At 70.1% G+C, this 11,964-nt stretch carries 11 protein-coding genes; 5 read left to right on the top strand and 6 right to left on the bottom strand.

Features of this window, described 5'->3' with window-relative positions; genetic code table 11:
* Positions 1–15: 15 nt before the first annotated feature.
* Positions 16–1,794 (bottom strand): 2-oxoglutarate dehydrogenase, E2 component, dihydrolipoamide succinyltransferase, encoded by a 1,779-nt coding sequence (gene sucB / locus QH470_RS08915; RefSeq protein WP_280271806.1) that lies wholly within the window; start codon positions 1,792–1,794, stop codon positions 16–18.
* A gap of 331 nt (positions 1,795–2,125) precedes the next feature.
* On the opposite strand from sucB, the gene QH470_RS08910 reads away from it, so the two are divergent.
* The gene (locus tag QH470_RS08910) at positions 2,126–2,470 is read left to right on the top strand and encodes an oxidoreductase (RefSeq protein ID WP_280271805.1); all 345 of its coding nucleotides are present in this window, start codon (positions 2,126–2,128) and stop codon (positions 2,468–2,470) included.
* 36 nt (positions 2,471–2,506) lie between these two features.
* Here QH470_RS08910 and QH470_RS08905 read toward each other — a convergent pair whose 3' ends face one another.
* Positions 2,507–3,160 (bottom strand): peroxiredoxin-like family protein, encoded by a 654-nt coding sequence (locus QH470_RS08905; protein ID WP_280271804.1) that lies wholly within the window; start codon positions 3,158–3,160, stop codon positions 2,507–2,509.
* An 84-nt stretch (positions 3,161–3,244) separates the two neighbouring features.
* Between QH470_RS08905 and QH470_RS08900 the strand changes: the two genes are divergently transcribed.
* Complete coding sequence (locus QH470_RS08900; protein ID WP_280271803.1) at positions 3,245–4,168, top strand: AraC family transcriptional regulator; 924 nt, start codon at positions 3,245–3,247, stop codon at positions 4,166–4,168.
* 89 nt (positions 4,169–4,257) lie between these two features.
* Here the strand turns inward: QH470_RS08900 and QH470_RS08895 are convergent, their stop codons facing one another.
* Complete coding sequence (locus QH470_RS08895) at positions 4,258–5,766, bottom strand: leucyl aminopeptidase (protein WP_280271802.1); 1,509 nt, start codon at positions 5,764–5,766, stop codon at positions 4,258–4,260.
* A gap of 10 nt (positions 5,767–5,776) precedes the next feature.
* On the bottom strand, positions 5,777–6,670 hold the full coding sequence (locus QH470_RS08890; protein WP_280271829.1) for a TetR/AcrR family transcriptional regulator: 894 nt from the start codon (positions 6,668–6,670) through the stop codon (positions 5,777–5,779).
* 90 nt (positions 6,671–6,760) lie between these two features.
* Here QH470_RS08890 and QH470_RS08885 point away from each other — a divergent pair, with 90 nt between their 5' ends.
* From QH470_RS08885 to QH470_RS08875, 3 genes are all read left to right on the top strand, one after another.
* Entirely contained in the window at positions 6,761–7,375 is a 615-nt protein-coding gene (locus QH470_RS08885) for a GNAT family N-acetyltransferase (protein WP_280271801.1), read from the top strand.
* A gap of 48 nt (positions 7,376–7,423) precedes the next feature.
* Positions 7,424–8,524, top strand: a complete 1,101-nt coding sequence (gcvT, locus tag QH470_RS08880) for a glycine cleavage system aminomethyltransferase GcvT (protein WP_280271800.1) — start codon at positions 7,424–7,426, stop codon at positions 8,522–8,524.
* Positions 8,525–8,590: 66 nt separating this feature from the next.
* Positions 8,591–9,691, top strand: a complete 1,101-nt coding sequence (locus QH470_RS08875) for a branched-chain amino acid aminotransferase (protein ID WP_280271799.1) — start codon at positions 8,591–8,593, stop codon at positions 9,689–9,691.
* Positions 9,692–9,702: 11 nt separating this feature from the next.
* Here the strand turns inward: QH470_RS08875 and QH470_RS08870 are convergent, their stop codons facing one another.
* Positions 9,703–10,416: an MBL fold metallo-hydrolase gene (locus tag QH470_RS08870; protein WP_280271798.1), complete on the bottom strand. Its 714-nt coding sequence runs from the start codon at positions 10,414–10,416 to the stop codon at positions 9,703–9,705.
* A gap of 177 nt (positions 10,417–10,593) precedes the next feature.
* The gene (locus tag QH470_RS08865) at positions 10,594–11,565 is read right to left on the bottom strand and encodes a carbohydrate kinase family protein (RefSeq protein WP_280271797.1); all 972 of its coding nucleotides are present in this window, start codon (positions 11,563–11,565) and stop codon (positions 10,594–10,596) included.
* Positions 11,566–11,964: the final 399 nt, after the last annotated feature.

Genomic DNA, 11,964 nt, shown 5'->3' with positions numbered 1-11,964 from the left:
AACCGAGTTCTCCCGTTACAGGCCCAGGTCGGCCTCGAACGCGGCCTCCTCGAGCCGGTGCTTGATGGTGGTGAGGAAGCGGCCCGCGTCGGCGCCGTCGATGAGGCGGTGATCGTAGGTCAGCGGCAGGTAGCACATCGAGCGGATGCCGATGAACTCGTTGCCGTTGTCGGCGATCGCCACCGGCCGCTTCACGATCGCGCCCGTGCCCAGCATCGCCGACTGCGGCGGCAGCAGGATCGGGGTGTCGAACAGCGCGCCCTGGCTGCCGATGTTGGTGATCGTGAAGGTGCCGCCGGCCAGCTCGTCCGGCTTCAGGCCGCCCGTGCGGGCCCGGTTGGCGATATCGGCGATGGCACGGGCCAGCCCGGCCAGCGACAGATCGCTGGCGTTGTGGATGACCGGGGAGAGCAGGCCCTGCTCGGTGTCCACCGCGATGCCCAGGTGCACGGCCGAGTGGTAGGTGATCTCCTTGGTGTCCTCGTTGTAGGAGGCGTTCACGTTCGGGTGCACGCCCAGCGCCTCGACGGCGGCCTTGGCGAAGAACGGCAGGAACGTCAGGTTGACGCCCTCGCGCTCCTTGAACGCGTCCTTGGCCCGGGTCCGCAGTGCCGCGATGTTGGTGACGTCGGCCTCGTGGGTCTGCGTCAGCTGTGCGGTGGTCTGCAGCGACTCGCGGGTCTTGACCGCGGTGATCTGCCGGATGCGGCTGGCCTTCTGGACCGTGCCGCGCAGGGCCTGCAGCTGCGGCCGCACACCGACCGAGGCGGCGGGGGCGGCGGACTGCGCGGCCGGGGCCGCGGCCGGTGCGGCGGCGGGCTGCGGCGCCGCGGGCTTCTGGCTCTCGGCGGCGGCGAGCACGTCCTGCTTGCGGATGCGGCCGCCGACGCCCGAGCCCTTGATCGCGGCCAGGTCGACGTTGTTCTCCGCGGCCAGCTTGCGGACCAGCGGGGTCACATACGGTGCCTCGCCGTTTCCGGCGGGCGCGGGCGCCTGCTGAGCGGCGGGGGCGGGCCGGGGAGCCGGTGCTTGTTGGGCGGCGGGCTGAGGTGCCGGAGCCTGCTGAGCGGCCGGTGCGGGCTGAGGTGCGGGGGCCGGCGCCGGGGCGGGTTGCGGAGCCGGAGCTGCGGCCGGCTCGGGCGCGGGGGCCGGTGCGGGCGCGGGAGTGGCAGCGGCAGCGGGGGAACCGCTTCCGATGACGCCGAGCTGACCGCCGACGGCCACGACATCGTCCTCGTTCGCGCTGATCTCCAGCAGCGTGCCGGCAACCGGCGACGGGATCTCGGTGTCGACCTTGTCGGTGGACACTTCCAGCAGCGGCTCGTCGACCTCGACCTGCTCGCCGACCTGCTTCAGCCAGCGCGTCACGGTGCCCTCGGTGACCGACTCGCCCAACTCGGGCATCTTCACGGAGGTACCGCTCGCGGCGGACTGCGCGGAGGCGGGCTCGGGCGCCGGAGCCGGAGCGGGGGCGGCCGGTTGCGGGGCCGGTGCGGGGGCGGGCGCCGGGGCGGCGGCTTCGGGGGCAGGGGCCGGCTCGGATGCGGGGGCCTCGCCGGCCTCGCCGATCACGCCGAGCTCGCCGCCGACCTCGACGACGTCGTCCTCCTGAGCCACGATCTTGGTCAGCACGCCGGCCGCCGGTGAGGGGATTTCGGTGTCGACCTTGTCGGTTGAGACCTCGAGCAGGGGCTCGTCGACCTCGACCGTGTCTCCTTCCTGCTTCAGCCACCTGGTCACGGTGCCTTCGGTGACGCTCTCACCAAGCGCTGGCATCTGGACGGAGAAGGCCATGTCCGTTGACTCCTCTAACTGCTCGACGGGTCTACAACAGTTCGTCTCTCGGCGGACGCCCACCGCGATGGCGGCGGCTGCCCGAACTGCCACCGAACATTCTGTGTGGCACCGGAGATCCGTGTGTGGTTCATGTTCCGAGTCTCCATCCTTGCACTCGCCGCCGCGGCGCGTAGCACAGGGCGTGCCGTGTCCGGGGTGCTACCCCGTTCCGGGCGGCGGTGTTCGCGGCGGGCGGACACGGCTCCCGCCGCGCACGCCGTCCTACTGGCAGTATCGATGGACCGGGTCCGAGCGTGTCCGGTTCTTGGAGCGAGGAGGTGGGGCGGAGATGGGTTTGCTGGATCGTTTCCGCCGCAGCGGGCCGGGTGGTTCCGGTGCCGGCGATTTCCGCTATCTGGACGATTGGGTCCGCACCCATATCGGCGTAGAGGCCTACGTGGAGCCGAAAACCACCGTGACCGATGTCACGGTGGTTCTTGTTGCCACGGATGGTGAATGGACGCGGCGGATAGTCGGGGAGCAAGGCGCCCGGCGGCTGTCCGGCCGCCTCGGCATCCCCGTCTACGACGTCGGCCGCACCGGTTACCCGCAGCGCATGCGAGACTTCGACGCCCGCCGTCGCATCGAGCGGAAGCGGGCGCTGGAACGGGAATTGGGCGAACCCAACCCCTGACGGTCCGCTGCCGCAAGCCGTTTCAGTGGTCGCCGATCAGCCCGCGGCATCCGTCGGCGCGTGGTCGCCCAGGGCGGCGAGGAGGTCGGCGGTCTCCGCTCGCTGCCGATAGTCGCCGTCGACGTGGGCGAAGCGGATGCGGTGGTCGGTGCCGACGACGTAGGTTGCGGGGATCGGCAGCTTCGCGTCGGTGGCCGTGAGGTCCGCGCCCGCCGTGCGGTAGATGTCGCGGACGTTCTCCGGCACCGTGAACAGGAGTCCGTAGGCGCGGGCGACGCGATTGTCCGGATCGGACAGCACATCGAATTCCAGGGCGTGGCGCTCGGCCGTGGACAGCGAATCGTCCGGCTGGTCCGGGGAGATCGCAACGAGTCGTGCACCGTGGGTGCGGAATTCGGGCAACGCCTGCTGCAGCGTGTGCAGTTGCACGTTGCAGTATGGGCACCAGCCGCCGCGGTAGAACGACACGATGACCGGGCCGGTGCGCAGGGCGGCCGCGAGGTGGAAGGGCTCCCCGCGCTGGTCGGTCAGGGTGAAGTCCGGAGCGAGGGCGCCCGCGGTGAGAGCGTCGGAGCCGAGGTCGCTGAGACTCCCGGCATGGTCCTGCGCCCGCTTCAGCAGGTCCTCCGGCAGTAGTCCGGCGTACTGTTCTTCGAATCGAATCAGGTTGTGCGCGTAGCTTTCTGGCATGTAGACGAGAGTAAGGCGGCGGTGCCGCCGCGACCATGGCCGGACGTCGCGAATCCATAGCCGGAAGTCTCATACACTGGTGCGGTGGATGTGCTGACCGATGTGCTGGCCGCGACCGGTGTCGCCGGCGTCGTGATGGCCCAGCTGACCGCGGCGGGGTCGTGGGGTGTGCGGCTGGACGAGGTGCCGATGGCCGCGTTCCACGCCGTCGTGGACGGTGAGTGCTGGCTGCTGCGCGCCGAGGCGCCGCCGCTGCGCCTGGCGACCGGCGACTTCGTGCTGCTGCCGACCGGTGGCGGGCACGCGCTGGCGAGCACGCCGGACGCACCGCTGACTCCCTACGGGCAGATAGCCCCGCCGCCCGGCCGCCGCGCGATCGTGCTCGACGGACCCGGGCCGCGCACGCGTACGGTCTGCGGCGCCTACCACTACGACGACTACGGTTCCCATCCGCTGTTCACGCTGCTGCCGCCGGTGGTGCACCTGTCTGCCGAACAGGCCGCGCACCGGCCCGAACTGGCCGCGACATTGACGCTGCTCGGCGCCGAGGTGGGCGCCGAGCGGCCGGGGACGCAGACCGTGGTCGACCGGCTGGTGGACGTGCTGTTCATTCACGCGCTGCGGGCGTGGACGGAGTCGCGCACCGAGGCGGCGGCGTCCTGGCTGGTGGCGCTGCGCGACCCCGAGATCGCCCGGGTGATGGCCCTGCTACACGAAAACCCTTCGTACCCTTGGACATTGGCCGAACTGGCCGACCGGGTCCGGATCTCCCGCGCCACCCTGGCCCGCCGCTTCACCACCCTCGTCGGCGAACCACCCCTGACCTACCTCGCCCGCTGGCGCATGGAACTGGCCGCCCGCCGCCTCCGCGACAGCCCCGACTCCGTCGCCACGGTAGCCCGCAGCATCGGCTACGCCTCCGAATTCGCCTTCTCCCGCGCCTTCAAACGCATCCACGGCCAGGCCCCCACCGCCTACCGCACCACCCGCCGCCAACCCGCCTCCTGAAACCCGGCCTGCGCGGACACAATCCCAGCCGAGACGGCCGAATCCGCCGTGACGACGCGGATCGTGTCCGCACAGGCCGGACGTCGCCCCTACTCCGCGGCGATGTCGTCCAAGACCGCGATGAGGGTGCGGACGGGGACGCCCGTGCCGCCCTTGCCGATGTAGCCGAAGGGGCCACCGGTGTTGTAGGCCGGGCCCGCGACGTCGAGGTGGGCCCACTGCACGCCCTCGGGGACGAACTCCTTGAGGTAGAGCCCGGCCGCGAGCATGCCGCCGTTGCGGTGCGGGGTCACATTGGCCAGGTCGGCGATCTTCGAGTTGAGGTCGGCGCGCAGTTCGGCGGGCAGCGGCATGGCCCACCCGTTCTCGCCGACCTCCTGGGAGACGCGGGCCACGCGGTCGCGGAACTCGTCGGTGCCCATCACGCCCGGGGTCCGGGTGCCGAGAGCGACCAACTGCGCACCGGTCAGGGTGGCGACGTCGATGAGATAGTCGGGCTCGTCCTCGCCCGCGCGCACCATGGCGTCGGCCAGGATGAGCCGTCCCTCGGCGTCGGTGTTGATCACCTCGACGGTGGTCCCGCCGTACTGTGTCAGCACGTCGCCGGGCCGCTGGGCGGTCGCGGACGGCATATTCTCCGCCATCGGCACGGTGGCCGTCACCGTGATCGGCAGGCTCAGCCGCGCCGCCAGCAGCACGGTCGCGATGACCGCGGCCGCGCCACCCATGTCCGAGGTCATGTTCTCCATGTTGGCGGCGGGCTTGATGGAGATGCCGCCGGTATCGAAGGTGATGCCCTTGCCGATCAGAGCGACCTTCTTGGCCCCGCCGCGGTGGGTGATACGGATCAGCCGCGGCGGTCGCGAGGAACCCTTGCCGACCCCGAGGATGCCGCCGAAACCCTGTGCCTCCAGCGCCTTTTCATCGAGCACCTCGACTTCCAGCCCGGCAGCCTCGGCCAATTGCTGTGCGCGCGCGGCGAATTCGGCCGGGTAGAGGTGACTGGGCGGGGTGTTGACGAAGTCGCGGGCGGTGGCAACGGCCTCCGCGGTGCTCTGCGCCCGGAACAGCGCCTCCTCGCCGAAACCCGGTTCGGGGACCAGGAATTCGACGCGCCGCACCGGCTGTTCGTCCGGCTTGGGCGCGGATTTCCCCGATCGGAACGGGGTGAAGGTGTAGGCGCCGAGATAGAAGCCCTCGGCCGCGGCGCCCAAATCCAGCCCCGACAGGGTGGTGACGGCGGTGCCCACACCGGCGAGCGCGCGCCCCGCGACCCCGGCCGACTTGCGGATCTGCTCCGCGTCGAGCTTGTCCGCCGAGCCCAGCCCCACCGCGAGCACGCTGGTGACATCCAGGCCCGCCGGCGCGGGGATCCGGGTCAGCTCCTCCGCCTTGCCCTTCGCCCCGACGGCCCGCAACTGCTCGGCCAGCGCCGCGCGGACCTCCGCGCTCAGCACGTCGTCGAACGCGTCGTCCGGAGCGACCGCCGGCCCGTCGTCGGTCGTGACGAGCCCGATGACGAGCACATCGGTGTCGGCGCCGATGTCTACGGTGCGTGCCAATTCCGGTCCGAGCGAACGATCTGCAACAGCTGTCATGCGCACAAGGCTACTGGTCGGGCGGATTTGTGAGCGTTGGGCCGGGTCCGTGTGGCGTCACGTCGGAGCCGTCGGGCGCCGCGGTGGACGGCTCCGATCGGCCGTTTCCGAGGTACGGGTGCCGGGCCGCGATTCCGTCGAAAAGCAGTGCGAGGGCGTTCTCCAGCAGCCGATCGAAATCCAGGTCGATGGTGTCGGTCGGTGCGGCGAAGTAGCGGGACAGGGTCGGGTAGGTGTGTGCGGAGACCAGCTCGACGGCCGTGGCGCGGAATGCCTCGGCCCCGGCGGGATCGGGCGAGTGTTCGGAACCGGGGAGCAGCGCGAGGCCCTGGACCAGACCGGAGACCGACAAGTAGATCGAGAGCACCCCGTCGCGGTCGACGCCCGCCCCGGCGAGGGCGGTGAAGAACCTCTCCAAACTGTCGAGTAGTGCCGGGCCCACCGGCGGCTGGGTCTGCGCGAGGACCGCCAGCATCCACGGATGCCGCCGGTAGAGCTGCCATTCCGCACGGGCCTCGTACCCGATGCGCTCCCGCCATCCCGTGAGATCCGTTGACGGCGGCGGACTTTCGGCGATGACCAGTTCCGCCATCTCGGCGAGCAGCGTGTCGCGGTCGGGGAAGTGCCGGTACAGGGCGGCGGTCGCCACCCGCAGTTCGGTCGCGAGCCGGCGCATGGACAGGGCTCGCAGGCCCTCGCGGTCGGCCAATTCCACTGCGGCTCGGACGATTCCGACCGACGTGAGCCGTCGCGGCCGGGCGCGGCGAGGCGGAATCTCGACGGTGTCGCGGCGGGCGCGGTAGGCGCGGGCCTGGCACGCGCGAGAGCAGTACCGGCGTCGGCGGCCACGCTGCGGCTGCGTCATCGCCGCGCCGCACGCGACGCAGGCCGGTCCGGATTTCATCACACATTGCAGTGTGACGAAATGCTCGTATCTCCGCTAGCAGACCCATACCTTGGCAGTCAGACACAGTGTTCACTATCGGGAGGTCACATGCAGACACAGCTGACGGTGCGCCGCGCGGAACCGGCGGAGGCCGAGACGGTGGCGCGGGTATTCGCCGAGGCGAGCGCCGACGAGGCGGTCTCGGCGTGGGTGATGGACGGCCATCCCGACATCGCGGAGCGGTTCCGCGCCGAGTACGCGCCCGAGGTGGTCGCCCGCGCCCTGCGTGAGGACGAGATCTGGGTAGCCGGTGCAGCCGACGACATCTGGTCGGTGTCACTGTGGCAGACGGTGCCGAACCTCGACCGTATCCGGCAGGAGGCGGAGGAGGCGCGGCACTTGTTCGAAAGCACCGCGCTCCCACCGTTCCGTCGCATGGCGGCCGTCACCGCGGCGATCGCGGAACGTCATCCCACCGAGTTCCCGCACCGCTACCTCCATGCGATCGTCACCCTCCGGCGGCACCGCGGCTCGGGCGCGGGCGGTGCCATCGTCGAGGCCCGGGTGAAGGCCGCCGCGGACGACGGTCTGCCCGCCTACCTCGAGGCCAGCACCGAGCGCTCCGCGCGGCTGTACGCCCGCCACGGTTTCGCCCATCAGGGCAGCCCGATCGTCCTCCCCGAGAACGGCCCCACCCTCTACCCCATGTGGTTCGCCGGCTGAGCCCGGGCTGCCGGGGCGTGCGGTGCGAAGGTCGATAAGCTCGCTCGGGTGACCGACTCGAATCTGTTGCAGGGCCCGATCCATGACGTGCACGTGGAGCTGGGGGCGAGCTTCGCGCCGTTCGGTGGGTGGGAGATGCCGGTGCAGTACGCCGGGACGGTCGCCGAACACACGGCCGTGCGGACGGCGGTCGGCCTGTTCGACGTGAGTCATCTGGGGAAGGCGACCGTGCGCGGCGCGGGTGCGGCGCAGTTCGTGAATTCGGCGCTCACCAACGATCTGGGCCGGATCCGGCCGGGCAAGGCGCAGTACACGCTGTGCTGCACGCCGGACGGCGGCGTGATCGACGATCTGATCGCCTATTACGTCGGCGACGACGAACTGTTCCTCGTACCCAACGCCGCCAACACCGCCGCCGTGGTGGCCGAGCTGCGGAAGGCGGCGCCGGACGGCATCACCGTCACCGACGAGCATCGCGGATACGCCGTGTTCGCGGTGCAGGGCCCCCGCTCGGCGGAGGTGTTGGCCGCGCTGGGCCTGCCGACCGACATGGAGTACATGGCCTTCGCCGACGCCGAGTGGGACGGCCGCCCGGTCCGGGTCTGCCGCACCGGCTACACCGGCGAGCACGGGTACGAGCTGCTGCCGCGCTGGGCCGACGCCGAACCGCTGTTCCGGGCGCTGCTCGCGGAGGTCCGCGCCCGGGACGGCCGGGCGGCCGGGCTGGGTGCGCGCGATACCCTGCGCACCGAGATGGGCTACCCGCTGCACGGTCACGAACTGTCGCCGGAGATCTCGCCGGTGCAGGCGCGCTGCGGTTGGGCCGTCGGCTGGAAGAAGCCGGAGTTCTGGGGCCGCGACGCCCTGACGGCCGAGAAGGCGGCGGGCCCGCGCCGTAACCTGTTGGGGCTCAAGGCACTCGACCGTGGTGTGCTGCGCCAGGGCCAGACGGTACTGCGCGGCGACGAGACCGTCGGCGAGACCACCTCGGGCACCTTCTCGCCGACCCTCAAGGTCGGCATCGCCCTGGCTTTGCTGGACACCGCGGCCGGGTTGGCGCCGGGCGACCAGGTGGAGGTCGACGTCCGCGGCCGTCGCCTCCGCGCCGAGGTGACCCGCCCGCCTTTCGTCACCCCGCATACCTCCTGACCCGGAGGCCGGCGGGATGCCGGACCTGGCATCGCGGGCGGAACGCCGGGTTCTAGGATCGGATTCATGACCGTTGCCGCGCAGTTCACCCGTATCCCGCATCCCTCGCCCACCCCGGCGGCGCGGCGGCAGGAGATGCTGGTGGAACCGGGTTTCGGGCGCTTCTTCACCGACCACATGGTGTCGATCGACTATGTGGGCGGGGAATGGACCAATCCGCGGGTCGAGCCGTACGGCAGCTTGCAGATGGACCCCTCGACCATGGTGTTCCACTACGGTCAGGCCATCTTCGAGGGACTGAAGGCTTACCGGCACGGCGACGGCAGCATCGCGACCTTCCGCATCGACGCCAACGCCCGCCGCTTCCAGCGCTCCGCGCGGCGCATGGCGATGGCCGAACTCCCGGAGGAGCTGTTCATCGAGTCGATCCGCCAACTACTCGAGGTCGACGCCGACTGGGTGCCCGCGGCAGGCGGCGAGGATTCGCTGTATCTGCGGCCGTTCATGTTCGCCACCGAGGCGGGCCTGGGCGTGAAACCGGCCGAGGCCTACAAGTATCTGCTGCTGGGTTCGCCTGCGGGAGCGTACTTTCCGCGCGGGCTCAAGCCGGTGCGGGTCTGGTTGTCCACCGAGTTCGTGCGCGCCGCGCCGGGCGGTACCGGCGAGGCCAAGGTGGCGGGCAATTACGCCGCCTCGCTGCTGGCCCAGAAGCAGGCCGCCGACCAGGATTGCGATCAGGTGGTGTGGCTGGACGCCTGCGAACACCGCTACGTCGAGGAGATGGGCACCAACAACCTGTTCTTCGTGTACGGCGCGGGCTCGCAGGCGCGGCTGGTGACCCCGGAGCTTTCCGGTTCATTGCTGCCGGGCATCACCCGCGACTCGCTGCTCACCCTGGCCGCCGATTCCGGTTACCAGGTGGAGGAGCGCAAGATCTCGGTGGACGAATGGCGCAAGGGCGTCGAATCGGGTGAGATCACCGAGGTTTTCGGCTGCGGCACGGCGGCGGTCGTCATCCCGGTCGCGTCGGTGCGCTCGGCCGAGGGCGAATTCACCATCGGCGACGGCGAACCCGGTGAGGTCACCATGGCGCTGCGCGAGACGCTCACCGGAATTCAGCGCGGCACGTTCGCCGATATTCACGGCTGGATGCGCAAGCTGATCTGAGCCGGGCCGGACTATCCCGGCATCAGCATGTGCCATTGCTCCAGAGTCTGCGGCCGCATCACATAGTTGCTGTCGCGCACGGTGGACAGCGCGGCGTTGGGCTCCTGCGAATACCAGTGGCCCGGATAAACGATCGGGTCTCCCGATAGGCCCGCTAGATATCGGAGACTGCGGAACATCGCGTCGGAATCGCCACCCGGGAAATCGGTGCGCCCGCAGCCGTCGACGAACAGGGTGTCACCGGCGACGAGCCGATCCTCGAACAGGAAGCACTGGCTACCGGGGGTGTGCCCGGGAGTGTGCAGCAATTCGATCTCGAGCCCGCCGACGGTCACCTTGTCGCCGTGCTGATGCCCGGTGAGTTCGCTGGGCGCGATGTCGGTGACATTGGCGACCCACGGCAATTCCTCGGCATTGACGTGCACCGGAACCTGGACCCGCTCCAGCAGATCACGCACGCCCCGCAGCGTGAATCCGAGCATTGTCCCGCCCACGTGATCCGGATGGTGATGGGTGGCCAGCACGCCGCTCACGCGCAGTCCGTCGGCTTCGGCGATATCGACCAGATCGGTTGCGGCGTACGCGGGATCCACGACCACACACTCACCGCTGTCTCTGTCGCCGAGCAAATACGCGAAATTGCGCATCTGCGTGGCGATCGGATCGCCTACGGCCCAATCCCGGCCGGCCAGCAGCTGACGAAAATACAAACGGTCGGATCCCATGCGTATACCCTATGGCTCGGTGGCGATCGGCGTGCATTCGACCGACTGTGACTCGTCACCGCATACCGCGGCGCGGTCGATACGAAACATGCACGGTGGAATCGCCGGTTCACCTATTGCGGATTGCGAAATTGCGCCGCGCCGACTTTTGCGGCGGCGCAGGCGATTTCGGATCGGTCAGCGCAGCAGTGGCGCGATTTCGTCGGCGGCCGCCGGGCCGTACGCGCCGCGCAGCCGATCCAGCGCCTCCGTGCGCTCCAGCGTCCATTCCTGCGGGCCGTCGGTCTCCAGCACGAGCACCGCGATCAGCGAACCCAGCTGCGCCGCGCGCTCCAGGCCGAGCCCGGCGGTGTGGCCGGTGAGGAATCCGGCGCGGAACGCGTCGCCGATGCCGGTCGGGTCCACCTTCGATCGCTCCGGCACCACCTCGACGTTCACCTCGGTGCCGTCGCGGTCGACGATCTGCACGCCCTTCGCGCCCAGCGTGGTGATCCGGATGCCGACCTGCGCGCCGATCTCGTCCAGGGTCAGACCGGTCTTCTGGCGCAGCAGGCCGAGCTCGTACTCGTTGGTGAACAGGTACGCCGCGCCCTCGATCAGCTGTCGGGCCTGGTCGCCGTCGAGCAGGGCGAGCTGCTGGGACGGGTCGGCGGCGAACGGGATGCCCAGTTCGCGGCATTCGCGGGTGTGGCGCAGCATGGCCTCGGGATCGTTGGCGCCGATCAGCACCAACTCCAGCTCGCGGGTGCGCGACACCTCCGCGATCGAGATGTCGCGGGCCTCGCTCATCGCGCCCGGGTAGAAGGTCGCGATCTGGGCCATCTCGGTGTCGGTGGTGCAGATGAAGCGGGCGGTGTGCGCCGTGCTGGAGGTCAGCACCGCCGAACAGTCGACGCCGTGGCGCTCCAGCCACTCGCGGTACTCGGCGAAATCCGCTCCGACCGCGCCGAGCAACAGCGGTCCCTTGCCGAGCAGGCCCATGGCATAACTGATGTTGCCGCCCACGCCGCCGCGGCGGATGGCCAGATCGTCGACGAGAAAGCTCAGTGAGACGTGCTGGAGCTGATCCGCAAGCAATGCCTCGGAGAAACGTCCGGGGAAGTGCATGAGATTGTCCGTCGCAATGGATGCGGACACGGCGATGGTCACGGGAATCCTTCGGTGTCGTGCGCTGCGCACGCCTCGTCGCTGCTCGACAGACGCGTAGCGGGCCGGCGGGGAGCGACCGGGTCTCGGGCGCACTGGTGTATTACCCATGAACGCGCGAAATCAGTCGTCCGTAACGTACACCGTCGAACTACGACCTCACCACCCCCGCGCGCCGGAGTGTCTGGGTCGCCACTCCGCTTGTGCGGCAATCGATCTCAGGCCGCCCGGGCAGCAGACAGGGGGGGGGACCCCCCCGGGTGCTTTTGGCGGGTATCTCGCATATGGATCCCGCCCAAATGCGTGCCGGGATGACGCGTGGCGAGTGCCCGGCAGCGGGTGCGTCGAGGGGTGCTCCGCCGTGGTGCGGGGATGCCGTGGCAGCTGTGCGTTGAGGTGTTC

This window comes from Nocardia wallacei, from assembly GCF_029868745.1.
GTDB lineage: Bacteria > Actinomycetota > Actinomycetes > Mycobacteriales > Mycobacteriaceae > Nocardia > Nocardia wallacei_B.
Note: the sequence above shows the minus strand (reverse complement) of the source record. Positions and strands in the feature narration are given on the sequence as shown.

Bases quoted from the DNA above. Each gene is read 5' to 3' on its own strand.
- QH470_RS08895 (WP_280271802.1), bottom strand. From the start codon at position 5,766: ATGACAGCTGTTGCAGATCGTTCGCTCGGACCGGAATTGGCACGCACC.
- QH470_RS08870 (WP_280271798.1), bottom strand. From the start codon at position 10,416: ATGGGATCCGACCGTTTGTATTTTCGTCAGCTGCTGGCCGGCCGGGAT.
- QH470_RS08885 (WP_280271801.1), top strand. From the start codon at position 6,761: ATGCAGACACAGCTGACGGTGCGCCGCGCGGAACCGGCGGAGGCCGAG.
- QH470_RS08890 (WP_280271829.1), bottom strand. From the start codon at position 6,670: ATGAAATCCGGACCGGCCTGCGTCGCGTGCGGCGCGGCGATGACGCAG.
- sucB (WP_280271806.1), bottom strand. From the start codon at position 1,794: ATGGCCTTCTCCGTCCAGATGCCAGCGCTTGGTGAGAGCGTCACCGAA.
- QH470_RS08905 (WP_280271804.1), bottom strand. From the start codon at position 3,160: ATGCCAGAAAGCTACGCGCACAACCTGATTCGATTCGAAGAACAGTAC.
- QH470_RS08875 (WP_280271799.1), top strand. From the start codon at position 8,591: ATGACCGTTGCCGCGCAGTTCACCCGTATCCCGCATCCCTCGCCCACC.
- QH470_RS08910 (WP_280271805.1), top strand. From the start codon at position 2,126: ATGGGTTTGCTGGATCGTTTCCGCCGCAGCGGGCCGGGTGGTTCCGGT.